This window comes from Cupriavidus alkaliphilus, assembly GCF_900094595.1.
GTDB lineage: Bacteria > Pseudomonadota > Gammaproteobacteria > Burkholderiales > Burkholderiaceae > Cupriavidus > Cupriavidus alkaliphilus.
The window spans coordinates 534,757-561,017 of the sequence record NZ_FMAD01000002.1; the positions used below are offsets into that span (position 1 = coordinate 534,757).

A 26,261-nucleotide genomic window follows, 5' to 3' on the forward strand; every position below is an offset into this window, starting at 1 on the left:
AGATCAGTGCAGCAGCTCGGACGAATCGTCCTCGTCGTCCCAGTCGTCGTGCATCACCGGCACGTCGGGTGCCATGTCGAACACCATCGAGTGATAGCGCACGCTGAACCACTCGCGAAACATCTTCAGCGACAGTTCCTCGGGCCATGCCGAGTCGTCGAACCATTCGCCGAGCATGAATTCGAAGAAATCCTGCCAGCGCTTCTCGACCCAGCGTACGGCGTTCTCGTGCGTGTCGGCCAGCTCCTCGGGCAGCAGGAACACGCTCTGGTCTTCGCGCACCTGCTCCAGCGTGAGGCCGGCCACGGGCTGGGGATCGACCGCCTGGATCCAGTCGAGGAACGGCTGTTCCGGAACCAGGGCGATCATGGAGCGGTTGATGGTGAAGCGGGGATGGTCGGACATCGCGAAAGCCTTGAAGGACTGCAGCGGGCTATTGTAGTCCTTCGATTCGGGGATGTAGCGATGAACCATGCATCCGGTACGTCACTGCCGCGATAGCGCTTACTGGTAGTCCAGCGTAAACACCATCGAACTGCTGACGTTACCCGGCGAAGGGGTGCCGCCGAGGCTGGCATAGCGGGCGCCGAAACGATAGGTGGCGGGCACGTTGGCCTGGATGCTCCCCATGGCATTGCGCACCTGCAGCGGGACCGGCGCGCTGCCGCTGGCATTCATGATCTGCACGCCCGCGCCGCTCGCCGCGCCGGGGACCCCGGCGTTGCTGAGGCCTAGGATGCCGGAGGCGGCCGACATTACCGGCGTGCCGGCGGCACCGTCCAGCGTCATGCCGACGATGGCTGCGCTGTTGCAGGTCAGCTGGATGGCGAACGGCGTGTTGCCGCCGGAGCCTTGCGTTGCGAGCGTCTTGGCGCTGATCGCAGGCAGGCTCACGGTTGGGGGGGCGAAGACATTGCAGGCGATTTCGCGCGTTGCGATGGTGCCGGAAAAGCCGATGTAGTTGTCGCGGTTGCCCGTGCCGCCCAGCGCGCCTTCCACCGACCCGTTATAGACGCCGAAGCCAAAGCGGGTCTGTGCGGGGTCGAGGTTACCGGTGGCAATCGGCCCGGTCTTGACGAATTCGATCGTCACCGACACGGAATACGTCAGGTCGGCATTGAGATGGCCCAGGTTAGCCGAGCGGGTGTCGCACCAGACGCCGGCAGCATTGGTCATCGGCTGGCCGGCGGCATTGCGCAGGCGGATGCCGACACCCGCGACGCCGGTGGAATAGACGCCTGGCTGCACTTCGGTACCGGAGCCGTAGTAGCACGAGACGATCGGGGCGCCGGGCACCACCCAGGGCAGCACGTTGGCGCAGCTGCCGCTGAACTGGTAGCTGCGCACCGTTCCGGGAATCGTGCTGCCGTCGGCAAGGTTGACCGCGATGGCCATGCTGTTGAGGGTCTGGTCATAGGGGAGCGACGGCGTGGCAGTGCACTTCGCATGGGCCAGGTGCGGCGCCGCGAAGCACGCCACCACGACCAGCCAGCGGCGCAGGAGATGGAGCAGTTGGGTTCGGTTCATAGCAGGGTCAGGGATGCGGCTTGCCTAGTCAAACTCCCGCGGCGCGCGCGGATCCAGCCAATGACAACCAGCGGCATGCCAGTCAAAGTTCCTTGCTACGATAGGACCCGCACACTCGTGAAGCGATAAGGCTTGGCCTATTTTGGGGTCGGAAATTTTCCCGTCCCTGGCCGTCGCGCCAAAAGAAAAAGCCCTCGGCCGGGTGGACGAGGGCTCGAAGTGGCAGCGGGCGAGTCGCGGATCGCCCGCATCGCATCATGAGCCTGCATGGCGCGCCCGGCATCCCCAAAAGTGGGGATGTTTTTTTTTGCAGGCGCATGCCGGTGGCGCGGCCGGACAAAGAAAAACCCGCGCAGCCTCGGCTGTCGCGGGTTTCTGGTCCTGCTGGTTCTGCATCGGACTGAATACTGGTGGAGCCGGCGGGAATCGAACCCGCGTCCGCAAGCCCTCCACAGAGAGTTCTACATACTTAGTTCTGTCATTTGATTTAACCGGCGCATCGCGGACGAACACGCTCTACGACGGCGAGTCACTAGGTTTTCGTCCCCGGCTTCGTGACCCTTCCGGAGCTTATCTGACGTAAATGACCTCGCGTGGTCTTGCGACCCTAGCCCGTCAGCGAGCCAGTGCGAGGACGGCGGCCCTTAGGCTGCCAGTGCGTAACGTTCGTCGTTAGCAGTTATTGCATTCCCATTGATTAACGAGGTGACGGGTCCTCGGTATGCCCTCCACTGCTTTGTAACCCACGTCGAAACCAGGTCGGCCCCAGTGAGGAAGCTGGATTGTACCCGGTTGGACGCAAGCTGTCTCGGGGAGTTCCAGGCCGGGTCCCTGGATACTGCCAGCGCACTTTCAGGTGATCGCGGCGGACACCAGCAGCGGGATCAGCTCCGCCGGGTGGCGGATCAGGTGGTCCGCGCCCCAGGCCTCGGGCGGGTCGCCGTCGCCGCAGTAGCCATAAGCCGCGGTCACGGTGATCATGCCGGCGGCCTTGCCGGCCTGGATGTCGCGCAGGTCGTCGCCAACATAGACACACCGGCTCGGGTCGACGCCGGCACTCGCGGCGGCATGCAGCAGCGGCGCCGGGTGGGGCTTGGCATGCGGCGTGGTGTCGCCGCTGACGACGGCGCTGGCGCGGGGGGCCAGGCCAATCGCGGCGACCAGCGGCACCGTGAAGCGCGCGATCTTGTTGGTGACGATCCCCCACGGGATGCCCGCCGCCTCGAGTGCAGCCAGCACCTGCGGCATGCCGTCGAACAGGCGCGTGTGCACCGCGATGTCGGCCTCGTAGTAATCCAGGAAGATATCGCGCAGGGCCGGAAATTCGGCATCCTCCGGGCGCAAGCCGAATGCGGCGCCGAGCAGTCCGCGGGCGCCATGCGAGGCCACGGGCCGCAGCTTGTCATAGGCCACGGGCGGGCGGCCGCGTTCGACCACCAGCCGGTTTGCCGCCGCAGCCAGGTCCGGCGCGGTGTCGGCGAGGGTGCCATCGAGATCGAAAAAGACCCCTGCGATCGCCGCGCTCATGCCGCCACCCGGCGGAACGCCATCAGGTAATTTACGTCCGTGTCCCGCCCCAGCGCATAGACCTGCGACAGCGGGTTGTAGGTCATGCCGCGCATCTCGACCAGGTCCAGGCCGGCCTGGCGCGCGAAGCGGGCCAGTTCGGAAGGCGTGATGAACTTTACGTAGTCGTGGGTGCCGCGCGGCAGCATGTTGAGCACGTATTCGGCGCCGACGATGGCCAGCAGGTACGCCTTCAGGTTGCGGTTGATGGTCGAGAAGAACACATGGCCGCCGGGACGGACCAGCGTCGCGCACGCCTGCACGATCGAAGCCGGATCCGGCACGTGTTCCAGCATTTCCATGCAAGTGACCACATCCACGCTGGCCGGCTCGCGCGCCGCCAGCGCTTCGGCGGCGATCTCCTCGTAGGTCACGGCAACGCCGGACTCGAGGCTGTGCAGGTCGGCCACCTTCAGCGCCTTGCTGGAGAGATCGATGCCGCGCACGGTGGCGCCCAGGCGCGCCATGCTCTCGGACAGGATGCCGCCGCCGCAGCCCACGTCGACCACCCGCTTGCCCGCCAGTCCGGCAATGCCATCGATCCAGCCCAGGCGCAGCGGATTCAGTTCATGCAGCGGCTTGAACTCGCTCTGCGGATCCCACCAGCGGTGGGCCAGTTCGCTGAATTTGTCGATTTCCTTGGGGTCGGCATTCCGGCGCGGCGGGTGCTGGCGGGCGGCGTCGGCTGCGGGGAGGGTGTGCGATTGCAACGTCATCGTATGCGGGTCCGGCGGCGCTGGCCGCGGCGGGTGGAGGAAGGGGACAGTCCGGGCAACTGTACCAAAAAAAAAGCCCAGCTTGCGCTGGGCTTCTTGGATCGGAAGGGTTCCGATTAACGTGCGCTGCGGGTGCCGACCACTTCGACTTCCACGCGGCGGTTAGGCTGCTGGCAGGCGATTTGCGACTTGCGGTTGCCCTTGCACGACTTCGGATCAACCTTCAGCTGGCGCTTGCCCTTGCCTTCGGTGTAGACGCGGTTGGCTTCAACGCCCTTGCTCACCAGGTAAGCCTTGACCGATTCAGCGCGGCGGATCGACAGGCGATCGTTGTACTTGTCCGAGCCGAACGAGTCGGTGTGGCCAACGGCGATGATGACTTCCAGGGTGATGCCTTGCAGCTTCGAGACCAGGTCGTCCAGCTTGGCCTTGCCTTCGGGCTTCAGCACAGCCTTGTCGAAGTCGAACAGGGTGTCAGCAGCGAAAGTGACCTTCTCGCTCGAGACAACCGGCGGGGCCACCGGAGCCGGGGCCGGTGCCGCAACGGCCGGGGCCAGGGCGCCGTCGCACAGCGCGTTGGCCGTGGCCGGGGTCCAGGAGCTGTCGCGCCAGCAGAGCTCGTTCGTGCCATTCTTCCACACGTACTCGCTCGTACCGTTGCCCCAGTTGTCGTTCACTGCCTTCTTTTCATAAGGGACGGACTGAGCTTGAGCGGATGCAGCCATTACTGCGGTAGCTGCAACGAGCGCGAGCTTGGCAAATTTTTTCATATTTCTCCTCTCAGGATGAGATCACCGCAGGGTTACTGCGAGCAAATGGACGAAAACAAGTCATACATTCTTCGGAGTATAACATTCTCGATGTGGCGGATGCTCCACTTCGAACAATGTCTGGCTCTTCGCTGGGGAATTGTGCCACAAGGGTCGTTTCCTAAGAAGTAAATATATTCGATTCGCCGCATGGGTTTTGGGCCTGTGGTGTTTGTGCAACATGGGTCTTGTATCGCCCGCAAAGCCTTGTGGCATCAGGGATTCCGGGTTTCAGCAGCGGCCGCCGCGGGCTCCTGCGGGGCCTGTCCGGAGAGCGCCGGGCAGGGGGTGCCGGCATGTTAGAATGGCACGTTGCCCAGCCGTCAGGCGCCCACCGGCGCCGCGTGCCAAAGGCCTGTCATTTGCTTAAACCTGCCGCATAAACCACGCCGCAATGGATCCATTCGCAAAAGAAACCCTTCCGGTCTCCCTAGAAGAGGAAATGCGCCGCTCCTACCTGGATTACGCCATGAGCGTAATCGTCGGGCGCGCGCTTCCCGATGTCCGGGATGGCCTGAAACCGGTGCACCGGCGCGTGCTGTATGCGATGCACGAGCTCAACAACGACTGGAACCGCGCCTACAAGAAGTCGGCCCGTATCGTCGGGGATGTGATCGGTAAATACCATCCGCACGGCGATACCGCAGTCTACGACACCATCGTGCGCATGGCGCAGGACTTCTCGCTGCGCTACATGCTGGTCGACGGCCAGGGGAATTTCGGTTCCGTGGACGGGGATAACGCCGCGGCCATGCGTTATACCGAAATCCGCCTGTCGAAAATCGCGCACGAGATGCTGCACGACATCGACAAGGAAACGGTCGATTTCGACAGCAACTACGACGGCTCTGAAAAAGAGCCTTCGATTCTCCCGGCCCGTATTCCCAATCTGCTAATCAATGGATCGTCGGGTATTGCGGTGGGCATGGCCACCAATATCCCGCCGCATAACCTGAATGAAATCGTCGACGGCTGCCTGCACCTGCTGCGCAACCCGCAGGCGACCGTGGATGAGCTGATTGAATTGATTCCGGCCCCGGATTTTCCGACCGCCGGCATTATCTACGGCATTCAGGGCGTCCGCGAAGGCTACCGCACCGGCCGCGGCCGCGTGGTGATGCGCGCCAAGACGCACTTCGAGGATATCGACCGCGGCCAGCGCCAGGCCATCATCGTCGACGAGCTGCCGTACCAGGTCAACAAGCGCACCCTGCTGGAGCGCATCGCCGAGCTGGTCACCGAGAAGAAGGTCGAAGGCATCTCGGATATCCGCGACGAGTCGGACAAGTCCGGCATGCGGGTGGTGATCGAGCTCAAGCGCAACGAGGTGCCCGAGGTCGTCCTCAACAACCTATATAAGAACACCCAGCTGCAGGACACCTTCGGCATGAACATGGTGGCGCTGGTCGACCGCCAGCCGCGCCTGCTGAACCTGCGCCAGATGCTGGAGTACTTCCTCGCGCACCGCCGCGAGGTCGTCACCCGCCGCACGGTGTTCGAGCTGCGCAAGGCACGCGAGCGCGGCCATGTGCTGGAAGGCCTGGCAGTGGCGCTGGCCAACATCGACGAGTTCATCGCCATCATCAAGGCCGCCCCGACGCCGCCGATCGCCAAGCAGGAACTGATGAGCAAGGCGTGGGATTCCGCGCTGGTCCGCGACATGCTGGCCCGCGCCGAGGGCGAAACCCCGGGCGGGCGGGCGTCGTACCGGCCGGACGGACTGCCGGCGGTGTTCGGCATGCAGGCCGACGGTTTGTACAGGCTGTCGGACGGCCAGGCGCAGGAAATCCTGCAGATGCGCCTGCAACGCCTCACCGGGCTCGAACAAGACAAGATCGTCCAGGAATATCGCGACATCATGGCGGAAATCGCCGACCTGCTCGATATCCTGGCGCGTCCGGAGCGCATTACTACCATCATCATCGACGAACTGACCGCGATCCGCGCCGAATTCGGCGATGAGCGCCGTTCGCAGATCGAGCTGAACGCGACCGAGCTGGATACCGAGGACCTGATCACCCCGCAGGACATGGTGGTCACGCTGTCGCACAGCGGCTATATGAAGAGCCAGCCGATCTCCGAATACCGTGCGCAGAAGCGCGGCGGGCGGGGCAAGCTGGCGACGGCGACCAAGGAAGACGACTGGATCGATACCCTGTTCGTGGCCAATACCCACGACTACATCCTGTGCTTCTCCAACCGCGGCCGGCTGTACTGGCTGAAGGTCTATGAGGTGCCGCAGGGCTCGCGCAACTCGCGCGGGCGGCCGATCGTCAACATGTTCCCGTTGTCGGAAGGCGAGAAGATCAACGTCATCCTGCCGGTGCGGCAGTTCGACGCCGAGCACTTCATCTTCATGGCGACCGCGCGCGGCACGGTCAAGAAGACTGCGCTGACCGAGTTCTCCAACCCGCGCAAGGCCGGCATCATCGCGGTCGACCTCGACGAAGGCGACTATCTGATCGGTGCGGCGGTGACCGACGGCCAGCACGACGTGATGCTGTTCTCGGACGCCGGCAAGGCCGTGCGTTTCGACGAGAACGACGTGCGTCCGATGGGCCGCCAGGCGCGCGGCGTACGCGGCATGAACCTGGAAGACGGCCAAGCCGTGATCGCGATGCTGGTGGCGCCGGCCGAGACCGCTGAAGAGGCAGCCGATGCGGGCGTGCGCGGCAGCGTGCTGACCGCCACCGAGAACGGCTACGGCAAGCGTACCCCCATCGCCGAGTACACTCGACATGGCCGTGGCACCAAGGGCATGATTGCGATCCAGACGAGCGAGCGCAACGGCCGTGTGGTGGCTGCTGCACTGGTTTCGCCCGAGGACGAGATCATGCTGATCACCACCGGCGGCGTGCTGATCCGTACCCGCGTGGCGGAAATCCGCGAAATGGGTCGCGCCACCCAGGGTGTGACGCTGATCAACGTTGACGAGGGCACCAAGCTGTCCGGGCTGCAGCGCATCGTCGAAAGCGATGCCGACAACGGTGGCAATGGCGAGGAGCCGGACGAGGCCGAGGGCGCGGAAGGCGCCGAGGGCACTGAAGGTGCCGCAGGTGCGGATGCCGACGCGAATCCTTAAGACAAAACGTAAATTGTTGCAACAATAGGACGCCAGCCGGAACTCGCCTCGCGGCTGTCCGGACTAAAACGGACGTATTTACCAGGGAGTCACAATGCTCAAAACCTATCGACGTATCGCTGTTCTGGCTGCTTTTGTCCCGACCTTCATGATGGCGCAGCACGCCCACGCACAGGACGCGGAAAAGACGGCAGCCATCAAGGAACTGCTTTCCGTCATGCAGGCAGACCAGGCTGTGAAGGGCCAGGCAGAGAACTGGCAGCAAGGCGCCAAGCAGGAAGCGCCGCTGGTCCTCGAGCAGGTGCTGGTCGAAAACAAGACCCTGAGCGACAAGCAGAAGCAGGCCGCGGTTGAAAAGCTGAAGAAGAACGGCGCGGTCCAGCGCGTCGTGGACGGCGCCGGCACGGCGTTCACCACCGACGGCTTCCGCAAGGATGCCATCCAGGCGCACTACGATGCCTTCGGCAAGTACTACACCACGCAGGAACTGAAGGACCTGACCACCTTCCTGAAGTCGCCGACCGGCCAGAAATTCATGGCCAACCAGGGCAAGGCAACGCAGGAAATCTGGGGCTCGATGATGCAGAAGTACGGCCCGCAGGTCGGCAAGTCGATGCGCGACGCCGCCGAGAAGGAAATCACCGCCGCTTCGAAGTGATGCCGGCGTGAGCCGCAACGGCTCCGTCCGCCGCCCCTCCGGCGGCGTTCGGGCGGGCGCGGCAACCCGGGGCTGACCCCGGGGCGCCCAACGGGGCGCGGGTTTGAGGGATAATGGCTGCTTGGGTAACACCGGCAGCCATTTTTCCATCCCCCCGTCTCATGAACGATCCCCAGAATCCCGCTCTTGCCGGCATGATGCAGCGTGCATTGGCCGAACGCGTCTACAACTTCTCGCCCGGCCCGGCGGCGCTGCCCGCCGAAGTGCTGCAGCAGGCTGCCGAGGAGATGCTGTCCTGGCGCGGGACCGGGGTCTCGGTGATGGAGATGAGCCACCGCAGCCGCGAGTTCGAAGGCATCCATGGCCAGGCCATCGCCGACCTGCGCGAACTGCTGCATATTCCGGCCAACTACCGCGTGCTGTTCCTGCAGGGCGGCGCCATCGGCGAAAACGGCATCGTGCCGCTGAACCTGATGCGCCTGCGCCATGCCGACGCACCCAAGGCCGACTTCGTCGTCACCGGCACCTGGTCGGTCAAGACCGAGCAGGAAGCCCGCCGCTACGGCGCAGTCAATATCGCCGCCAGCAGCGAGGCACAGAAATACCACCGCATTCCGGACGTGGCCGACTGGAAGCTGTCGGACGACGCGGGCTACGTGCACCTGTGCACCAACGAGACCATCGTCGGCGTGGAATTCCAAGACATCCCCGATATCGGCCAGGTCAAGGGCGACCGCGTCGTGGTGGCGGATGCTTCCAGCCACATCCTGTCGCGCCCGGTCGACTGGTCGCGCGTGCAGGTGGTCTACGGCGGCGCGCAGAAGAACATCGGTCCGGCCGGCGTCACCATCGTGATCGTGCGCGAAGACCTGATCGGCCATGCCCATCCGCTGTGCCCGTCGGCATTCAACTGGCGCCTGGTGGCCGAGCACAACTCGATGTACAACACCCCGCCGACCTATGCGATCTATATCGCCGGCCTGGTGTTCCAGTGGCTCAAGCGCCAGGGCGGCGTGCCCGCGATCGAACAGCGCAATATCGCCAAGGCGTCGGCGCTGTACGACTACCTCGACCAGAGCGATTTCTATCGCAACGAGATCCATCCCAGCTGCCGCTCGCGCATGAACGTACCGTTCTTCCTGGGCGACGAATCGCGCAACGAGGCCTTCCTGCAGCAGGCCCGGGCCAATGGCCTGGTGCAGCTGAAGGGGCACAAGACCGTGGGCGGCATGCGCGCCAGCATCTACAACGCCATGCCGCTGGAAGGCGTGATGGCGCTGATCGAATTCATGCGCGAGTTCGAGCGGACCTCCGCCTGACGCGCATTCCCGCTGGCGGGTCCGCGCATGCCAGGCACGGCATGCCGGCCCGCGCGGGCAGTTTTCCGGCCGCCGCGCCCGGTGGCCCATCGGATTGATACAACATGACAAGCCAAGACCGAACCCCCGCGCGCGAGGAGACGCCGCCCAATGCGCCGCAGAACGGCGACAGCCACCTGAGTGACGCCGAGCGCCAGCTTTCGGTCGAGCTGGGGCCGCTGCGCGAGCAGATCGATACCGTGGACCGCGAGTTGCTGGCGATGCTGAACCGCCGCGCCAGGCTCGCGCTCGAGGTGGGCGAGGTCAAGAAGAAGTACGGCGCGCCGGTGTTCCGTCCGGAGCGCGAGCTGCAAGTCATCCGCAAGGTGCAAGGGGCCAACCCGGGCCCGCTGCTGGGCGAAAGCGTGGCGGCAATCTGGCGCGAGGTGATGTCCGCCTGCCGCGGGCTGGAGAAGCCTTTGGAAGTGGCATTCCTGGGGCCGGCCGGCACGTTCTCGGAGCAGGCGCTGTACGCGCATTTCGGCCACGAGGTGTCGGGCGTGCCTTGCCCGAGCATCGACGAGGTGTTCCGCGCGGTCGAGGCGGGCACGGTCGAATACGGTGTGGTGCCGGTCGAGAATTCCACTGAGGGCGCGGTGTCGCGCACGCTCGACCTGTTCCTGCAGACCTCGCTGAAGATCAGCGGCGAGATCGCGCTCAAGGTGCACCACAACCTGATGGCGTCGACGCCCGACATGAATGGCGTCACGGTGGTGCGCGCGCATGCGCAGGCGCTGGCGCAGTGCCAGCACTGGCTGACCGCCAACTATCCGCACCTCGAGCGCCAGGCGGTGTCGAGCAATGCCGAAGCGGCGCGCATGGCCAGCGAAGACCCGACCGTGGCCGCGATCGCCGGCGAGTCCGCCGCCAACCGCTACCACCTGCACCTGGTGCGCACGCATATCCAGGACGATCCGCACAACCGCACGCGCTTTGCCGTGATCGGCCGCTATGAGACCGAGCCCTCCGGCAGCGACCAGACCTCGCTGATCCTGTCTGTGCCGAACAAGGCCGGCGCGGTGTACCAGCTGCTGGCGCCACTGGCCGCGAACGGCGTGTCGATGTGCCGCTTCGAGTCGCGCCCGGCGCGCAGCGGCGCGTGGGAGTACTACTTCTACGTCGACGTCGAAGGGCACCAGCATGAGCCGGCGGTGGCGCGCGCGATCGAAGAGCTGCGCCGCAACGCGGCCTACCTGAAGGTGCTGGGCTCGTATCCGTCGAGCAAGTAAGGCAGCCGGAACGCACAAGGAGACGAAATGGCAGAGCAGGGCAAGCAGGGCGGCGCAACGGGTTTCGGGCCGGATTATGTGCGGGCGATTTCGCCATACGTGGCCGGCAAGCCGATTGCCGAAGTCGCGCGCGAGTTCGGCCTGGACGAGGCCGGCATCGTCAAGCTCGCCTCCAACGAGAATCCGCTGGGCATGCCGGAATCGGCCCGTCTCGCGGTGGCCGAGGCCGTGGCCGAACTGGGGCGCTATCCCGATGCCAACGGCTTTGCGCTGAAGGGCGCGCTGTCGGCGCGCTTCGGCGTGCCCGCCGACTGGCTGACGCTGGGCAACGGCAGCAACGACATCCTGGAACTGGCCGCGCATGCGCTGGTGGAGCCGGGCCAGTCGATCGTCTATGCCGAGTACTCGTTCGCGGTGTACGCGCTGGCCACGCAGGAGATCGGCGCCCGCGCCATCGAGGTGCCCGCGCGCGACTACGGCCACGACCTCGACGCGATGGCCGCTGCGATTGCCCCGGATACGCGCCTGGTCTTCATTGCCAACCCCAACAACCCGACCGGCACTTTTCTGCCGGCCGCGCAGATCGAGGCCTTCCTGCAGCGCGTGCCGCGTCATGTCGTGGTGGTGCTGGACGAGGCCTACAACGAGTACCTCGATGCGGACCAGCAATACGACGCGATTGCCTGGGTGCGCCGCTACCCCAACCTGATGGTGTCGCGCACGTTCTCCAAGGCCTATGGCCTGGCGGGCCTGCGTATCGGCTATGCGGTGGCGCAGCCCGAACTGACCGACCTGCTGAACCGCATCCGCCAGCCGTTCAACGTCAACAGCGTGGCGCAGGCCGCGGCCATCGCTGCGCTGGCCGATGCTGATTTCCTGCGCCGCAGCGCGCAGCTGAACCGCAGCGGCAAGCGGCAGCTGACCGAGGCGTTCGAGCGGCTCGGCCTGGAATACGTGCAGTCGTCCGGCAACTTCGTGCTGGTGCGCGTGGGCGACGATGACGGCGCCGGCGCGCGCGTCAACCTGGCGTTGCTGAAACAGGGCGTGATCGTGCGGCCGGTGGGCAACTACAACCTGCCGCGCTGGCTGCGCGTGACCATCGGCTTGCCAGAAGAGAACGCGGCGTTTATCGCGGCGCTGGAGCGGGCGCTGGCCTGAGGCCGGCCGCTGCAAACGCCGGTGCTCGTGCCGCGCATTGATTGACCTCGGTCTGAACCGAACTACCGCCGCTTGCGGCCTGTGATTGTGAGTGCATTGCATTTTTCCCGTGTTGTCATTGTCGGCGTAGGCCTGATCGGCGGCTCGCTCGCGCTGGCGCTCAAGCGCGCCGGCGTGGTGGGCACGGTGGTTGGGGTCGGGCGCTCGGCCGCGTCGATGCAGAAAGCGCTGGACCTGGGCGTGATCGACGAGGCCGCGACGCTGGCCGATGCCGCGCGCGGAGCCAGCGTGATCGTGCTGTGCGCGCCGGTGGCGCAGAATTTTGCGTTGCTGCATGCGCTCGAGCCGCACCTGCAGCCGGGCACCATCGTCACCGATGCCGGCAGCACCAAGTCCGACGTGATCATCGCCGCCAAGACCGCGCTGGGCGACAAGGCCGCGCAGTTCGTGCCGGCCCACCCGATCGCCGGGCGCGAGCTCAACGGCGTCGAGGCCGCGCTGCCGGACCTGTACGACGGCAAGAGGACCGTGCTGTGTCCGCTGCAAGAGAACGCGCGCGCCGATGTTGCCGCCGTGCGCGCCATGTGGGAAAGCGCCGGCGCGCATTGCCACGTGATGTCGGCGGTGCAGCACGACGCGGTGTTCGCAGCAGTCAGCCATCTGCCGCACGTGCTGTCGTACGCGCTGGTGGCGCAGGTGGCCAACGCCGAAGATGCGGCGCTGAAGCTGGACTTTGCCGGCGGCGGCTTCCGCGACTTCACGCGCATCGCCGCCTCGTCGCCGGAGATGTGGCGCGACATCTGCGTCGCCAACCGCGACGCGCTGCTGCGCGAACTGAATACTTACCAGTCGGTGCTGGCGCACCTGAAGACGCTGATCGAGAAGGGCGACGGCGACGCGCTCGAGCGCATCTTCACGCGCGCCAGCAAGACCCGCCTGGCCTGGGGCGCCGAGCGCGCCGCGGGCAACAACCATATCGAACCCTGATGGCCCTGGCCAATCGCCTGACCGCGGCGCCCCGGCGCCCACGACATCCATGGAACACCTGACGCTAGGCCCCCTGACCCGCGCACACGGCACCGTCCGGCTGCCGGGCTCGAAGAGCATCTCCAACCGTGTGCTGCTGCTGGCCGCGCTGGCCAACGGCGAGACCCGCGTGCGCGACCTGCTCGATTCCGACGACACCCGTGTGATGCTGCAGGCGCTGCGCACGCTGGGCGTGGCCTGGCGGCAGGAAGGCGCGGACTATATCGTCACCGGCGCCGGTGGCAACTTCCCCAACAAATCGGCCGAGCTGTTCATGGGCAACGCCGGCACCGCGATCCGTCCGCTGACTGCCGCGCTGGCGCTGCAAGGCGGCAGCTACAAGCTGTCCGGGGTGCCGCGCATGCACGAGCGGCCGATCGGCGACCTCGTCGATGGCCTGCGCCAGGTCGGCGCGGTGATCGACTACCTTGGCAACGAAGGTTTCCCGCCGCTGCATATCCAGCCGGCCAGCCTGCGCATCGACGCGCCGATCCGCGTGCGCGGCGATGTCTCCAGCCAGTTCCTGACCGCGCTGCTGATGAGCCTGCCGCTGGCGCAGTCCGCCAGCGGCCGCATCGAGATCGAAGTGGTGGGCGAACTGATCTCGAAGCCGTATATCGAGATCACGCTGAACCTGCTGGCGCGCTTTGGCATCGAGGTGGAGCGGCAGGGCTGGGAGCGCTTCATCCTGCCCGCAGGGGCGGCTTACCGCTCGCCGGGCGAGATCTTTGTCGAGGGCGACGCGTCGTCGGCTTCGTATTTCCTGGCCGCCGGCGCCATCGGCGGCGGTCCCGTGCGCGTGGAAGGCGTCGGCATGGCCAGCATCCAGGGCGATGTGCGCTTTGCCGATGCGCTCAACCGCATGGGCGCCAACGTGATGGCGGGCGACAACTGGATCGAGGTGCGCGGCACCGAGCGCGACGACGGACGCCTGCACGGCATCGAACTGGACTGCAACCATATCCCCGATGCCGCCATGACGCTGGCGGTGGCGGCGCTGTTTGCCGAAGGCACGACCACGCTGACCAATATCGCCAGCTGGCGCGTCAAGGAAACCGACCGCATCGCGGCGATGGCAACGGAACTGCGCAAGCTGGGAGCCGTGGTCGAGGAAGGCGCCGACTACCTGCGCGTGACGCCGCCGCAGCCGTGGCAGACCCCGGCCGACGGCATTGGCACCTATGATGACCATCGCATGGCGATGTGTTTCTCGCTGGCGGCGTTCGGCCCGTTGCCGGTGCGGATCAATGATCCGGGCTGCGTCGCGAAGACGTTCCCGGACTACTTCAGCGTGTTCGCCGGCGTCACGCGCTGACGAGGGCGGCGCCGGAGCCGGGGGTGGCGGCCGCTGCGGCGCTGCCGCCGGCCGCCGATTCCTGGCGGCGTTCGCGCTTGGCCCAATACCGGTCGAAGAAGTAGTGGGCCACGGTATTGATGGCCGGTTCGATAAAGGTGACGGCACCGCTCACGGCCAGGCTGCCGGTCAGCGCATAGGTCACGCTGAACGCGATGCCGAGGTGCATGATGCCGAACGTCAGGGTTTTTGCCATGGTAGATTGCCTCGCGACCAATACTGAGGGATGCGCTGCTGTTTGCGGCGCGGTGCCATGGATCAAATGATAATGATTCTCAATAGAATTAACAATCAATCGTTTTACTGGGTGCCATAAGTAATGACTATCGTCAACGTCATCACCATTGACGGACCGACCGCCTCCGGCAAGGGCACGGTTGCGCACAAGGTTGCCGACGCGGTGGGCTTCCACCTGCTCGACAGCGGCGCGCTGTACCGGCTGGTAGCGCTGGCCAGCGACCGCGCCGGTGTTGACCTGGCCGACATGGACACCCTGGCGCGGATCGCTACGCGCCTCGATGTGAAGTTCGGCCCCGACCGCGTCTGGCTGCAAGGCGAGGAAGTGAGCCTGGCGATCCGCGCCGAGGCGATCGGCAACCGCGCCTCGGCCATCGCCGTGCACCAGCCGGTGCGCGACGCGCTGACCCAGCTGCAGCGCAGCTTCCGCAAGCTGCCCGGCCTGGTGGCGGACGGCCGCGACATGGGCACCGTGATCTTCCCGGACGCCCAGCTCAAGGTGTTCCTGACCGCGAGTGTCGAAGCGCGCGCGCGCAGGCGCTATAAACAATTGATTGATAAGGGAATTTCTGCTAATATCGAAGACCTTTTGCGTGACCTCGAGGCGCGCGACGCGCGGGATCGCACCCGTGCCGCCGCGCCCCTGCGTCCCGCCGAGGATGCAAAGCTGCTCGATACCTCCGACATGACGGTGGATCAGGCAGTGGCGCAGGTGCTGGAGTGGTTTGCCGCTGTGCGGCCCGATGCATGACATGCAGCGGGCGCATCCGTAGAAGCGGCGCGCCTCTTCCGTACCCGATGGCGTCAGTCCGGGCCTGTGCCTGGGCTGGCTTTTGTCAAACCTGACCCCGCTGCCCTGGCAGACTGAGCGCGATCGTCGCGCCGGCCAGCGTATTGCGGATTTCACCTTACGTTTATGTCCGACCTGCAAACTAACGAATCCTTTGCCGCACTGTTCGAGGAATCGATCGCTCGCTCCAATATGAAGGCTGGCGAAGTGATCTCCGCTGAAGTCGTGCGCATCGACCACAACTTCGTGGTCGTCAACGCCGGCCTCAAGTCCGAGGCATTTGTGCCGGTGGAGGAGTTCCTGAACGACCAGGGCGAACTCGAAGTGCAGGCCGGCGACTACGTCTCCGTGGCCATCGACGCACTCGAGAACGGCTATGGCGACACCATCCTCTCGCGCGACAAGGCCAAGCGCCTGGCCTCGTGGCTGAACCTCGAGAAGGCCCTGGAAGACGGCGAAATCATCTCGGGTACCGTGACCGGCAAGGTCAAGGGCGGCCTGACGGTGATGGTCAACGGCATCCGCGCGTTCCTGCCGGGTTCGCTGGTTGACGTGCGTCCGATCAAGGACACCACCCCGTACGAAGGCAAGACCCTGGAATTCAAGGTGATCAAGCTGGACCGCAAGCGCAACAACGTTGTGCTGTCGCGCCGCGCCGTGGTCGAAGCCACGCTGGGCGAAGAGCGCCAGAAGCTGATGGAAACCCTGAAGGAAGGCGCCATCGTCAACGGTATCGTCAAGAACATCACCGACTACGGTGCGTTCGTTGACCTGGGCGGCATCGACGGCCTGCTGCACATCACCGACCTGGCCTGGCGTCGTGTCCGCCACCCGAGCGAAGTGCTGTCGGTTGGCCAGGAAATCACCGCCAAGATCCTCAAGTTCGACCAGGAAAAGAACCGCGTCTCGCTGGGCGTGAAGCAGCTGGGCGAAGATCCGTGGGTCGGCATCTCGCGCCGCTACCCGCAAGGCACCCGCCTGTTCGGCAAGGTCACCAACCTGACCGACTACGGCGCGTTCGTCGAGATCGAAGCCGGCATCGAAGGCCTGGTGCACGTGTCGGAAATGGACTGGACCAACAAGAACGTGGCCCCGTCCAAGGTTGTCCAGCTGGGCGACGAAGTCGAAGTCATGGTGCTGGATATCGACGAAGACAAGCGTCGTATCAGCCTGGGCATGAAGCAGTGCAAGGCCAACCCGTGGGACGATTTCTCGCGCAACCACAAGAAGGGCGACAAGCTGAGCGGCCAGATCAAGTCGATCACCGACTTCGGCGTGTTCATCGGCCTGCCGGGTGGCATCGACGGCCTGGTGCACCTGTCCGACCTGTCCTGGCAAGAGTCCGGCGAAGAGGCCGTGCGCAAGTACAAGAAGGGCGACGAAGTCGAAGCCGTGGTGCTGGGCATCGACGTCGACAAGGAACGCATCTCGCTGGGCATCAAGCAGCTGTCGGGCGATCCGTTCAACAACTTCATCTCGGCCAACGACAAGGGTTCGCTGGTTCAGGGCACCATCAAGGCCGTTGACGCCAAGGGTGCCGTGGTTCAGCTGGCCGACGACGTGGAAGGCTACCTGCGTGCTTCGGAAATCTCCGCTGATCGCGTGGAAGACGCCCGCAACGTGCTGAAGGAAGGCGAGCAGATCACCGCCCTGGTGGTGAACGTCGACCGCAAGTCGCGCAACATCAACCTGTCGATCAAGGCCAAGGACAGCGCAGAGCAGCAGGAAGCGATGCAGAAGTTCCAGGCCGACACCGGCACGGCTGGCACGACCAACCTCGGCGCCCTGCTGAAGGCCAAGCTCGGCCAGGACAACCAGTAATCGCAGGCCCCCGCGCTTGCGCGTATGCCCATGACCAAGTCGGAGCTTGTCGAAAAACTGGCTGCCCGCTTCCCCCAGCTGCTGCTGCGGGATGCGGACATCTCGGTGAAAACGATACTCGACGCGATGTCCGAAGCGTTGGCCGACGGCCACCGCATCGAGATCCGCGGATTCGGCAGTTTTGGTCTGAACAAGCGTCCGCCTCGCGTGGGGCGCAATCCCAAGTCCGGCGAGCGGGTGCTGGTGCCTGAAAAACGGGTGCCGCACTTCAAGGCGGGCAAGGAATTGCGCGAACGGGTTGACCGCAGCCAGCCGGCGCCTGCGGGTGCCAATGGCAACGGCCATTCCGGCGGCACGGCGCAAGCCCTGCCGGGCAAGGCAGGCCAGGGCGCGGCACCCGCCGCGCCGACCGGTTTGCATGAGAGCGGATTGGATTTCATTCGTTCCTGACTTACCTTGCCTCACTGCCTGTTGCTGTATTGTCAAAAAAAGCGCCCTTTGGGGCGCTTTTTTTTATCCGTGCGAATCGCGGCGGCACGCCGCATCGCCTGCAAGGCCAGCCTGCGATGCTTGCGAGGCGTGAGCCGGGACGCCGTTACCGCCACGTTACCGAATCCGTGAAGTGATTCCGTTACAATGCCGGGGTCTTTGCCGGGCCTCGCACAGGCCGTCCGCTTAGCCGCTGCCTCTGTGCTTGCCTGCCACAACGCCACGCTGCCTCGCCGCCTACCCGCATGAAACTGTTTGCCTGGATCGTCCGCATCGTCGTATTCGTGCTGCTGTTCGTGCTGGCGCTGCGCAATACCGCAGAAGCCTCGCTTCAGCTGTTCTTCAACGCCGTCTGGCATGCGCCGCTGATCCTGATCCTGTTTGCCGCGTTTGCACTGGGCGCGGTGGCCGCGCTGGCCTCGGTGGCGCCCGGACTGATGCGCCAGCGCATGGAACTGGCCAGGCTGCGCCGGGCGGTCGCGAATGCCGGGGCCTCAACGACGGCGCCGTCGGCGGCGTCATCGACATCACCGGCAAGCGCCGCCCCGGTGGCGCGCGATGCCAAGTCTCCCTATAACGTAGTCGGCCCGAAAGTCTGATCCATGATGTTCGAAACCTGGTGGCTGTTGGTGCTGCCACTTGTCTTTGGCCTTGGCTGGATGGCGGCGCGCTTCGACGTGCGCCAGATGATCAGCGAGCAGGGCGCCTTGCCGCGCTCCTACTTCAAGGGACTCAATTTCCTGCTCAACGAGCAGCCCGACAAGGCCATCGATGCCTTTGTCGAAGTCGCGCGGCTGGACCCCGAAACCACCGAACTGCACTTTGCGCTGGGCGCGCTGTTCCGGCGCCGCGGCGAAACCGAGCGCGCCATCCGCGTGCACCAGAACCTGGCCACGCGCCCCGACCTGCCCGAGCCCGAGCGCGAGCATGCGCTGTTCGAGCTGGGCGAGGACTACCTGCGCGCGGGCCTGCTGGACCGTGCCGAGGAGTCGCTGCGCCGGCTGATGTCGGGACCCTACGCGGCCTCGGCCAAGCGCGTGCTGCTCGAGCTCTATGAAGTGGAGAAGGAGTGGCAGAAGGCGATCGATGCCGCGCGTGAGCTGCAGACGCTGGAGCAGAAGAGCTACAGCCTGCAGATCGCGCAGTTCTGCTGCGAGCTGGCGCAGGACGCGCTGCAGCGCAAGCGCCCCGAAGACGCGGTGAAATGGCTGAACCAGGCCGTGGCCGAGAATCCCGCCAACGTGCGCGCGCCGATCCTGCTGGGCGACGTCGCCGCGGCGGCGGGCGATGCGCGCGGCGCGCTGGGCCACTGGCTCGGGATCGAGCGGCAGGACGCCTCCTTCCTGCCGCTGGTGGCCGAGCGTGTGGTCAAGGCTTATGCCGCGCTTGACGAGCAAGGCGTGGCGCTTGAATGGCTGCGCGGCCTGCTCAAGGGCAAGCTCGCGCCCGAGGTGCTCGATACCGCGTACAAGGCCGAGCTGGAAGTAAACGGCCCCGAAGCCGCGGCGCGCCTGATGCGCGAACAGCTGCGCCGCCAGCCCACGCTGCTGGCGCTGACCAAGTATTTCGAGGCGCAGGCGGCAGTGGCCGTCGCCGCGCCCGCCGCGCAAACCGCTGAGGTCGATGCCGCGGCTGGCCAGGACGAAGGCGCCGAGGACGACGAGGCCAAGGAAACCACCGCCATCCGCGACCTGCTGCAACTGCGCACTCGCAACCTGGCGCGCTATACCTGTCGCGAATGCGGTTTCCGTGCGCGGCTGTTCTATTGGCAGTGCCCTGGTTGCAACCGCTGGGAGACCTATGCCCCGCGGCGTTCCGAAACGCTCGGCTGATTCCGATGGCCGTGCAACGGATGTGAATTGAAGCTATGAAAGTCACCATTATCGGCAGTGGCTACGTCGGTCTCGTCACCGGCGCCTGCCTGGCGGAGCAGGGCAACGATGTCTTCTGCCTGGACCTGGACGAGCAGAAGATTGCGCTGCTCAACGCTGGCGGCGTGCCGATCTACGAGCCGGGCCTGCAGGAGCTGATCCAGCGCAACCGCGAGGCCGGCCGCCTGACCTTTTCCACCGACGTGGCAGCCAGCGTCGAGCATGCCGACGTGCAGTTCATCGCGGTGGGCACGCCGCCGGACGAGGACGGCTCGGCCGACCTCAAGTACGTGCTGGCGGCAGCCCGCAATATCGGCCGCCACATGACCGGCTTCAAGGTGGTGGTCGACAAGTCGACCGTGCCGGTGGGCACCGGCGACCGCGTCACCGCCGCGATCCGCGAGGAACTGGCCGCGCGCGGGCTGGAAGACCTGCAGTTCTCGGTGGTGTCGAACCCCGAATTCCTGAAGGAGGGCGCCGCGGTCGAAGACTTCATGCGCCCCGACCGCATCGTGCTGGGCTGCAACGCCGACGCCGCCGGCCGCCACGCGCAGGCCACCATGCGGCAGCTGTACGCGCCGTTCAACCGCCATCACGAGCGCACCTTCTACATGGACGTGCGCTCGGCCGAGTTCACCAAGTACGCCGCCAATTCGATGCTGGCCACGCGCATCTCGTTCATGAACGAGCTGGCCAACCTGGCCGACGAAGTCGGCGCCGATATCGAGCTGGTGCGCATGGGTATCGGCTCGGACCCGCGCATCGGCTACAGTTTCCTCTATGCCGGCGCCGGCTATGGCGGATCGTGCTTCCCCAAGGACGTGCAGGCGCTGATGCGCACCGCCGCCGACCACGGCAAGCCGATGCGCGTGCTGGAGGCGGTGGAAGCCGTCAACGGCGCGCAGAAGCGCGTGCTTGGCCAGAAGATCGTGCGCCGTTTTGGCGACGACCTGAGCGGCCGCGTGTTCGCGGTCTGGGGCCTGGCCTTCAAGCCCAATACCGACGACATGCGCGAGGCGCCGTCGCGGGTGCTGGCGCGCGAACTGGTGTCGCGCGGCGCGTCGCTGCGCGTGCATGACCCCGTGTCGATGGCCGAGGCCCGTCGGGCGCTCGAGGCCGACCTGGCCGACGTGCCGGGCGGCGCGGCGCGCGTGAGCTTCCACCAGCACCAGATGGACGCGCTCGACGGCGCCGACGCGCTGGCGATCGTGACCGAATGGAAGGTGTTCCGCAGCCCCGATTTCGCGCAGATCAAGCGGCGGCTGAAGTCGCCGGTGATTTTCGATGGACGCAATCTGTATGAGCCCGAGGCGATGCGCGAGACCGGCGTGGAATACCACGCCATCGGCCGCCCGACCCGCAAGGCAGCGCCGGCGAACGAATGAGGCGCAGGCGGGTCAACGGACTCATCAACCGATAAGCTAACGCGGCGGCCGCTGCCGCCGCGATATTGCCAAGGATCTTCATGAACAAGACCGTCATTCCGCAGGAGCAGATCCGGCAGTCCCATATCCTGGTGGTCGGCGACATGATGCTGGACCGCTATTGGTTCGGCGACGTCGAGCGCATTTCGCCCGAAGCACCGGTGCCGGTGGTGCAGGTCAAACGCAGCGACGAGCGCCTGGGCGGTGCCGCCAACGTGGCCCGCAACGCCGCGGCGCTGGGCGCGCGCGTGGGCATGCTGGGCGTGGTCGGCGACGACGAGCCGGCGCGCACGCTCGAGGCCCTGCTGGCCGAGAGCCACGTGCAGCCCTACCTGCACCGCGATGCCAAGATCAACACCACCATCAAGCTGCGCGTGGTGGCGCACCAGCAGCAGCTGCTGCGTGTGGACTTCGAAAACGCGCCGGCGCACGAAGTGCTGCTCGCGGTACAGGACCGCTTCCAGGGCCTGGTCAACGATTACCAGGTGCTGGTGTTGTCCGACTACGGCAAGGGCGGGCTGACCCATGTCACGCGCATGATCGATGCCGGCCGCGCCGCCGGCCGCAAGGTGCTGGTCGACCCCAAGGGTGACGACTACTCGCGCTACCGCGGCGCCACGCTGATCACCCCCAACCGCGCCGAGATGCGCGCCGTGGTCGGCGCCTGGAAGACCGAGGCCGACCTGACCATCCGCGCGCAGAACCTGCGCCGCGCGCTGCAGCTCGAGGCGCTGCTGCTGACGCGCTCGGAAGAGGGCATGACGCTCTATACCGAAGCCGAAGTGCTGCACGTCTCGGCCCAGGCGCGCGAGGTCTATGATGTATCCGGTGCGGGCGACACCGTGATCGCCACGCTCGCCACCATGATGGGTGCCGGCGTGCCGCTCAAGGAAGCCGTGCAGCATGCCAATCGCGCCGGCGGCATCGTGGTCGGCAAGCTGGGCACCGCCGTCGTCACTTATCCCGAATTGTTCGGCGCCGCAGCCTGAGGCGCGGCGCCCCATCCTGATCCGACCATGACCATCATCGTCACCGGTGCCGCGGGTTTTATCGGCAGCAATCTCGTCAAGGGCCTGAACGAACGCGGCGAGACCCATGTCATCGCCGTCGACAACCTGACCCGCGCCGACAAGTTCCACAACCTGGTCGACTGCGAGATCTCCGATTACCTGGACAAGCAGGACTTCCTCGCGCGCTTTGCCCGCGGCGAGTTCGGCAAGGTCCGCGCGGTGTTCCATGAAGGCGCCTGCTCCGACACCATGGAGACGGACGGCCGCTACATGATGGAGAACAACTACCGCTACACGCTGTCGCTGATGGAGAGCTGCCTGGAGCAGGGCACGCAGTTCCTCTACGCATCGTCGGCGGCGACCTACGGCGCCTCGCAGGTGTTCCGCGAAGACCGCGAGTTCGAGCGTCCGCTCAACGTGTACGGCTACTCCAAGTTCCTGTTCGACCAGATCGTGCGGCGCCGGCTGCCGTCGGCGCTGTCGCAGATCGTCGGCTTCCGCTACTTCAACGTGTACGGGCCGCGCGAAACGCACAAGGGCCGCATGGCCTCGGTGGCGTTCCACAACTTCAACCAGTTCCGCGCCGACGGCACGGTGAAGCTGTTCGGCGAATACGGTGGCTATGGCCCAGGCATGCAGAGCCGCGACTTCATCTCGGTCGAGGACGTGGTCAAGGTCAACCTGTTCTTCTTCGACCATCCGGAGAAGTCCGGCATCTTCAACCTGGGCACCGGTCGCGCCCAGCCGTTCAACGACATCGCCGCCACCGTGGTCAACACGCTGCGCGAAGCCGAAGGCAAGCCGCCGCTGTCGCTGGACGACCTGGTGCAGGAAGGGCTGATCGAGTACGTCAAGTTTCCGGACGCACTGCGCGGCAAGTACCAGTGCTTCACGCAGTCGGATGTGTCCAAGCTGCGCGGCGCCGGCTACGGCGAGCGCTTCCTGACCGTCGAGGAAGGCGTGGCGCGCTACTGCCGCTGGCTGCTCGAGCGCAACGGCTGAACCCCGCATCGCCCCTGCCTTGCGCCGGCTGACACGCTTTCGTGCGGCCGGTGTCAACTTTTGTTGCCGCATGCGCCGCCCTCGCGGTGCGCCCCTATCCTGACCTGACCTCGCCGCCCCGGCGGGGGTGGTACCTCAGACCATCCACAGGAAAGGAGAGCCTTCATGGCCATGCACTGGATCCGGCAACTTGCCCGGCGTTTTTCCCTGATCTCCCTCGCGGCAACCTTGTGCCTGCTTGCCGGCGGCACCGCCCGTGCCGCGGTCGACGTCAACACCGCCGACGAGGCCGCGCTGACCGCGGTCAAGGGCGTAGGACCGGCCACGGCCCGCCACATCGTCGAAGAGCGCAACAAGCGCGGGCCGTACAAGGACGCCGCCGACCTGGCCGAGCGCGTCAGCGGCATCGGGCCGAAGTCCGTGGCCAGGCTGCAGGATGCCGGCCTGACCATCGCCGGCAAGGGCGCGTCCACCGCCGCGCCATCCGCTGCGCCGGCCACGCCGGCGCCCGCCAAGGGGGCCAAGGCGACGCCTGCACCGGCAAAGCCGGCCCGCTAGCGCTGTCCGCGCTGCCCTGTGCCCGGTCGTGCTGCGGCCGGGTGCGCTGTTGCTGGTATGCGTTGTGCTAAAGCTTGCCGGCTTCGCAGCCCCCGTGGCGGCGGAGTATCATGCGGACGCCGCGCAGGCAGGACCTGCCGCGCGGCTGCCGAGCGGCATTCCACAACCCAACAACCAGGCACAAGCGCGGCGGCCGCCGATCCGGAGGCCAGCCCGGACCACAGGGAGCAAGACAATATGGCGAATGGCGAGGACGCGGGATTCCTGCCGCAATGGCGGCTCAAGACCGAGGGCGTAATCGGCCCCGATGAGCGGCTGCCCGCGGGGCAGACACTGCTGGCCGGGATCCAGCACGTGGTGGCGATGTTCGGCTCGACCGCCATCGCGCCGATTCTGATGGGCTTCAACCCGAATATCGCCATCCTGTTTTCCGGCATCGGCACGCTGATCTTCTTTCTGTGCGTGCGCGGCCGGGTGCCCAGCTACCTGGGCTCCAGCTTTGCCTTCATTGCGGTGGTGATCGCCGCCACCGGCTATGCCGGCAGCGGCCCCAACCTCAATATCCCGGTGGCGCTGGGCGGCATCATTGCCGCCGGCGCGCTGTACACCGTGATCGGCCTGGTGGTGCAGGCGGCGGGCTACGCCTGGGTGGAAAAGCTGATGCCGCCGGTGGTGACCGGCGCGATCGTCGCGGCGATCGGGCTGAACCTGGCCCCGGTGGCGGTCAAGGCGGTCAGCGGCGCGGCGCTCGATACCTGGGTGGGGTTGCTGACCGTGGTCGCGGTGGGGCTGGTCGCGGTGCGCGCGCCCGGCATGATCGGCCGCCTGCCGGTGCTGATCGGCGGCCTGGCCGGCTATGTTGCCTACTACCTGGGCACCAATGTGATGGGGTTGGGCAAGCCGATCGATTTCTCCGGCGTGGCCGCCGCCAGCTGGTTCGGCCTGCCGGCGTTCACCGCGCCGACGTTCGAGCTGGGCGCCATGCTGCTGATCGCGCCGGTGGCGATCGTGCTGGTGGCCGAGAACCTCGGCCATATCAAGGCCATCGGCGTAATGACCGGCCGCAATCTGGATCCGTACATCGGCCGCGCCTTTATCGGCGACGGCATCGCCACCATGCTGTCGGCCAGCGGCGGCGGCACCGGCGTGACCACCTATGCCGAGAACATGGGGGTGATGGCGGTCACCAAGATCTATTCGACGCTGATCTTCGTGGTGGCGGCCGCCGTGGCCATCCTGCTGGGCTTCTCGCCCAAGTTCGGCGCCCTGATCCTGACCATCCCGGGGCCGGTGATCGGCGGCCTGACCATCGTCGTGTTCGGCCTCATCGCCGCCACCGCGGGCCGCATCTGGGTGCAGAACCATGTGGATTTCTCCAGCTCGCGCAACCTGATCACGGTGGGCGCCACGCTGACGGTGGCGGCCGGCGACCTGACGCTGAAGCTGGGCGGCATGACGCTGGGCGGCATCGGCACCGCCACCTTCGGCTGCATCCTGCTGTATCACCTGCTGGGCGAAGGCAACCGCGAGGAAGGCTGAGCCACGGCGGTGCCGGCGGGCGGTGCAAATCCCGCCTGCCGGCGAGGGGATAGGGGTCTGGATTACAATGGCCGGCGAATTGGAATCCCCCGGAATCCTCCGGATTCCCCCGATTGCGACCTTCCTTCGCCCCATGGCCTACAAGACAATTGAAGACACCATCGGCAATACGCCGCTGGTCAGACTGCAGCGCATCCCCGGCGCCGCCAACGACGCGCGCGGCAATGTGATCCTCGGCAAGCTCGAAGGCAACAATCCGGCCGGTTCGGTCAAGGACCGCCCGGCGGTGTCGATGATCGCCCGGGCCGAGGCGCGCGGGCGCATCAAGCCGGGCGATACCCTGATCGAGGCGACCTCGGGCAATACCGGCATCGCGCTGGCCATGGCGGCTGCCATCCGCGGCTACAAGATGGTGCTGATCATGCCCGAGGACCTCAGCCTCGAGCGCCGCCAGAGCATGGCGGCCTACGGCGCCGAGATCATCCTGACTCCGGTCAAGGGCGGCATGGAGTATGCGCGCGACCTGGCCGATTCTATGGAGCGCGACGGCAAGGGCGTGATCCTCGACCAGTTCGCCAACCCGGACAACCCGCAGGCGCATTACGAGGGCACCGGCCCCGAGATCTGGCGCGATACCGACGGCCGCATCACCCACTTCGTTTCGGCGATGGGCACCACCGGCACCATCACCGGCGTGTCGCGCTTCCTCAAGGAGCAGAATCCCGAGATCCAGATCGTCGGCGCGCAGCCGGCCGAAGGCTCGCGCATCCCGGGCATCCGCAAGTGGCCCGAAGCGTATCTGCCCAAGATCTACGATCCCAAGTACATCGACCGCACCGAGCCGGTGAGCCAGGGCGACGCCGAGCACATGGCGCGCCGCATGGCGTCGGAAGAGGGCATCTTCTGCGGCATTTCCGCCGCCGGTGCGCTGTGCGTGGCATTGCGCGTCGCCGAGGAAGTCGAGAACGCCACCATTGTCTTCGTGGTGTGCGACCGCGGCGACCGCTACCTGTCGACCGGCGTGTTCCCGGCCTGAT

At 66.0% G+C, this 26,261-nt stretch carries 24 protein-coding genes and 1 other RNA gene; 18 read left to right on the forward strand and 7 right to left on the reverse strand.

Annotation, left to right across the window (positions count from 1 at the left end; all coding sequences use genetic code 11):
- Positions 1–3 precede the first annotated feature (3 nt).
- The 6 genes from GA0116996_RS05950 to ompA all read right to left on the reverse strand — a co-directional run bounded on the left by GA0116996_RS05950 (position 4) and on the right by ompA (position 4,579).
- A complete protein-coding gene (locus GA0116996_RS05950) occupies positions 4–405 on the reverse strand; it encodes a hypothetical protein (RefSeq protein WP_026164322.1) in 402 nt (133 codons plus the stop codon).
- 99 nt (positions 406–504) lie between these two features.
- A complete protein-coding gene (locus GA0116996_RS05955; RefSeq protein ID WP_244159767.1) occupies positions 505–1,527 on the reverse strand; it encodes a fimbrial protein in 1,023 nt (340 codons plus the stop codon).
- A 408-nt stretch (positions 1,528–1,935) separates the two neighbouring features.
- Positions 1,936–2,294, reverse strand: a transfer-messenger RNA (tmRNA) gene (gene ssrA, locus GA0116996_RS05960).
- A gap of 85 nt (positions 2,295–2,379) precedes the next feature.
- On the reverse strand, positions 2,380–3,054 hold the full coding sequence (gene gph, locus GA0116996_RS05965) for a phosphoglycolate phosphatase (protein WP_092308161.1): 675 nt from the start codon (positions 3,052–3,054) through the stop codon (positions 2,380–2,382).
- Positions 3,051–3,809, reverse strand: coding sequence for a bifunctional 2-polyprenyl-6-hydroxyphenol methylase/3-demethylubiquinol 3-O-methyltransferase UbiG (gene ubiG / locus GA0116996_RS05970; protein WP_092308163.1), 759 nt, complete (start codon positions 3,807–3,809; stop codon positions 3,051–3,053). The genes gph and ubiG overlap by 4 nt, the downstream gene beginning before the upstream one ends.
- A gap of 116 nt (positions 3,810–3,925) precedes the next feature.
- On the reverse strand, positions 3,926–4,579 hold the full coding sequence (gene ompA / locus GA0116996_RS05975; protein WP_012352078.1) for an outer membrane protein OmpA: 654 nt from the start codon (positions 4,577–4,579) through the stop codon (positions 3,926–3,928).
- Between the two features lie 433 nt (positions 4,580–5,012).
- Between ompA and gyrA the strand changes: the two genes are divergently transcribed.
- The 7 genes from gyrA to aroA all read left to right on the forward strand — a co-directional run bounded on the left by gyrA (position 5,013) and on the right by aroA (position 14,444).
- Positions 5,013–7,700, forward strand: coding sequence for a DNA gyrase subunit A (gene gyrA / locus GA0116996_RS05980; protein ID WP_092308165.1), 2,688 nt, complete (start codon positions 5,013–5,015; stop codon positions 7,698–7,700).
- Positions 7,701–7,794: 94 nt separating this feature from the next.
- Positions 7,795–8,358, forward strand: a complete 564-nt coding sequence (locus GA0116996_RS05985; protein WP_092308167.1) for a DUF2059 domain-containing protein — start codon at positions 7,795–7,797, stop codon at positions 8,356–8,358.
- Positions 8,359–8,519: 161 nt separating this feature from the next.
- The gene (gene serC / locus GA0116996_RS05990; protein WP_092308169.1) at positions 8,520–9,677 is read left to right on the forward strand and encodes a 3-phosphoserine/phosphohydroxythreonine transaminase; all 1,158 of its coding nucleotides are present in this window, start codon (positions 8,520–8,522) and stop codon (positions 9,675–9,677) included.
- A 104-nt stretch (positions 9,678–9,781) separates the two neighbouring features.
- Entirely contained in the window at positions 9,782–10,945 is a 1,164-nt protein-coding gene (gene pheA / locus GA0116996_RS05995; protein ID WP_062802066.1) for a prephenate dehydratase, read from the forward strand.
- A gap of 27 nt (positions 10,946–10,972) precedes the next feature.
- The gene (gene hisC / locus GA0116996_RS06000; RefSeq protein ID WP_092308171.1) at positions 10,973–12,103 is read left to right on the forward strand and encodes a histidinol-phosphate transaminase; all 1,131 of its coding nucleotides are present in this window, start codon (positions 10,973–10,975) and stop codon (positions 12,101–12,103) included.
- A gap of 87 nt (positions 12,104–12,190) precedes the next feature.
- Positions 12,191–13,090 (forward strand): prephenate dehydrogenase, encoded by a 900-nt coding sequence (locus GA0116996_RS06005; protein ID WP_092308408.1) that lies wholly within the window; start codon positions 12,191–12,193, stop codon positions 13,088–13,090.
- Positions 13,091–13,139: 49 nt separating this feature from the next.
- On the forward strand, positions 13,140–14,444 hold the full coding sequence (gene aroA, locus GA0116996_RS06010; RefSeq protein WP_092308173.1) for a 3-phosphoshikimate 1-carboxyvinyltransferase: 1,305 nt from the start codon (positions 13,140–13,142) through the stop codon (positions 14,442–14,444).
- On the opposite strand, the gene GA0116996_RS06015 is transcribed toward aroA, so the two are convergent.
- Complete coding sequence (locus GA0116996_RS06015; protein WP_092308176.1) at positions 14,434–14,679, reverse strand: DUF2061 domain-containing protein; 246 nt, start codon at positions 14,677–14,679, stop codon at positions 14,434–14,436. The genes aroA and GA0116996_RS06015 overlap by 11 nt on opposite strands.
- A gap of 123 nt (positions 14,680–14,802) precedes the next feature.
- Here GA0116996_RS06015 and cmk point away from each other — a divergent pair, with 123 nt between their 5' ends.
- The 11 genes from cmk (at position 14,803) to cysM (ending at position 26,260) form a co-directional block, all read left to right on the forward strand.
- On the forward strand, positions 14,803–15,471 hold the full coding sequence (cmk, locus tag GA0116996_RS06020; protein WP_092308178.1) for a (d)CMP kinase: 669 nt from the start codon (positions 14,803–14,805) through the stop codon (positions 15,469–15,471).
- Between the two features lie 165 nt (positions 15,472–15,636).
- Positions 15,637–17,331, forward strand: coding sequence for a 30S ribosomal protein S1 (gene rpsA, locus GA0116996_RS06025; protein ID WP_012352088.1), 1,695 nt, complete (start codon positions 15,637–15,639; stop codon positions 17,329–17,331).
- Between the two features lie 30 nt (positions 17,332–17,361).
- Positions 17,362–17,781: an integration host factor subunit beta gene (locus GA0116996_RS06030; protein ID WP_092308410.1), complete on the forward strand. Its 420-nt coding sequence runs from the start codon at positions 17,362–17,364 to the stop codon at positions 17,779–17,781.
- Positions 17,782–18,065: 284 nt separating this feature from the next.
- Positions 18,066–18,419, forward strand: a complete 354-nt coding sequence (locus GA0116996_RS06035; RefSeq protein WP_092308180.1) for a lipopolysaccharide assembly protein LapA domain-containing protein — start codon at positions 18,066–18,068, stop codon at positions 18,417–18,419.
- Positions 18,420–18,422: 3 nt separating this feature from the next.
- The gene (gene lapB, locus GA0116996_RS06040; protein ID WP_092308182.1) at positions 18,423–19,652 is read left to right on the forward strand and encodes a lipopolysaccharide assembly protein LapB; all 1,230 of its coding nucleotides are present in this window, start codon (positions 18,423–18,425) and stop codon (positions 19,650–19,652) included.
- 35 nt (positions 19,653–19,687) lie between these two features.
- Complete coding sequence (locus tag GA0116996_RS06045) at positions 19,688–21,076, forward strand: UDP-glucose dehydrogenase family protein (RefSeq protein ID WP_092308184.1); 1,389 nt, start codon at positions 19,688–19,690, stop codon at positions 21,074–21,076.
- Between the two features lie 80 nt (positions 21,077–21,156).
- Positions 21,157–22,104, forward strand: coding sequence for a D-glycero-beta-D-manno-heptose-7-phosphate kinase (gene rfaE1, locus GA0116996_RS06050; RefSeq protein WP_092308187.1), 948 nt, complete (start codon positions 21,157–21,159; stop codon positions 22,102–22,104).
- A 27-nt stretch (positions 22,105–22,131) separates the two neighbouring features.
- The gene (gene rfaD / locus GA0116996_RS06055) at positions 22,132–23,127 is read left to right on the forward strand and encodes an ADP-glyceromanno-heptose 6-epimerase (RefSeq protein ID WP_092308189.1); all 996 of its coding nucleotides are present in this window, start codon (positions 22,132–22,134) and stop codon (positions 23,125–23,127) included.
- Between the two features lie 165 nt (positions 23,128–23,292).
- The gene (locus GA0116996_RS06060; protein WP_092308191.1) at positions 23,293–23,685 is read left to right on the forward strand and encodes a ComEA family DNA-binding protein; all 393 of its coding nucleotides are present in this window, start codon (positions 23,293–23,295) and stop codon (positions 23,683–23,685) included.
- Between the two features lie 237 nt (positions 23,686–23,922).
- Positions 23,923–25,224, forward strand: coding sequence for a solute carrier family 23 protein (locus GA0116996_RS06065; RefSeq protein ID WP_092308193.1), 1,302 nt, complete (start codon positions 23,923–23,925; stop codon positions 25,222–25,224).
- A gap of 133 nt (positions 25,225–25,357) precedes the next feature.
- Entirely contained in the window at positions 25,358–26,260 is a 903-nt protein-coding gene (gene cysM, locus GA0116996_RS06070) for a cysteine synthase CysM (RefSeq protein ID WP_092308195.1), read from the forward strand.
- Position 26,261 lies beyond the last annotated feature (1 nt).

Coding starts and splice junctions, on each gene's coding strand:
- GA0116996_RS05950 (WP_026164322.1), bottom strand. CDS start 405: ATGTCCGACCATCCCCGCTTCACCATCAACCGCTCCATGATCGCCCTG.
- GA0116996_RS05955 (WP_244159767.1), bottom strand. CDS start 1,527: ATGAACCGAACCCAACTGCTCCATCTCCTGCGCCGCTGGCTGGTCGTG.
- gph (WP_092308161.1), bottom strand. CDS start 3,054: ATGAGCGCGGCGATCGCAGGGGTCTTTTTCGATCTCGATGGCACCCTC.
- ubiG (WP_092308163.1), bottom strand. CDS start 3,809: ATGACGTTGCAATCGCACACCCTCCCCGCAGCCGACGCCGCCCGCCAG.
- ompA (WP_012352078.1), bottom strand. CDS start 4,579: ATGAAAAAATTTGCCAAGCTCGCGCTCGTTGCAGCTACCGCAGTAATG.
- gyrA (WP_092308165.1), top strand. CDS start 5,013: ATGGATCCATTCGCAAAAGAAACCCTTCCGGTCTCCCTAGAAGAGGAA.
- GA0116996_RS05985 (WP_092308167.1), top strand. CDS start 7,795: ATGCTCAAAACCTATCGACGTATCGCTGTTCTGGCTGCTTTTGTCCCG.
- serC (WP_092308169.1), top strand. CDS start 8,520: ATGAACGATCCCCAGAATCCCGCTCTTGCCGGCATGATGCAGCGTGCA.
- pheA (WP_062802066.1), top strand. CDS start 9,782: ATGACAAGCCAAGACCGAACCCCCGCGCGCGAGGAGACGCCGCCCAAT.
- hisC (WP_092308171.1), top strand. CDS start 10,973: ATGGCAGAGCAGGGCAAGCAGGGCGGCGCAACGGGTTTCGGGCCGGAT.
- aroA (WP_092308173.1), top strand. CDS start 13,140: ATGGAACACCTGACGCTAGGCCCCCTGACCCGCGCACACGGCACCGTC.
- GA0116996_RS06015 (WP_092308176.1), bottom strand. CDS start 14,679: ATGGCAAAAACCCTGACGTTCGGCATCATGCACCTCGGCATCGCGTTC.
- cmk (WP_092308178.1), top strand. CDS start 14,803: ATGACTATCGTCAACGTCATCACCATTGACGGACCGACCGCCTCCGGC.
- rpsA (WP_012352088.1), top strand. CDS start 15,637: ATGTCCGACCTGCAAACTAACGAATCCTTTGCCGCACTGTTCGAGGAA.
- GA0116996_RS06030 (WP_092308410.1), top strand. CDS start 17,362: ATGACCAAGTCGGAGCTTGTCGAAAAACTGGCTGCCCGCTTCCCCCAG.
- GA0116996_RS06035 (WP_092308180.1), top strand. CDS start 18,066: ATGAAACTGTTTGCCTGGATCGTCCGCATCGTCGTATTCGTGCTGCTG.
- lapB (WP_092308182.1), top strand. CDS start 18,423: ATGATGTTCGAAACCTGGTGGCTGTTGGTGCTGCCACTTGTCTTTGGC.
- GA0116996_RS06045 (WP_092308184.1), top strand. CDS start 19,688: ATGAAAGTCACCATTATCGGCAGTGGCTACGTCGGTCTCGTCACCGGC.
- rfaE1 (WP_092308187.1), top strand. CDS start 21,157: ATGAACAAGACCGTCATTCCGCAGGAGCAGATCCGGCAGTCCCATATC.
- rfaD (WP_092308189.1), top strand. CDS start 22,132: ATGACCATCATCGTCACCGGTGCCGCGGGTTTTATCGGCAGCAATCTC.
- GA0116996_RS06060 (WP_092308191.1), top strand. CDS start 23,293: ATGGCCATGCACTGGATCCGGCAACTTGCCCGGCGTTTTTCCCTGATC.
- GA0116996_RS06065 (WP_092308193.1), top strand. CDS start 23,923: ATGGCGAATGGCGAGGACGCGGGATTCCTGCCGCAATGGCGGCTCAAG.
- cysM (WP_092308195.1), top strand. CDS start 25,358: ATGGCCTACAAGACAATTGAAGACACCATCGGCAATACGCCGCTGGTC.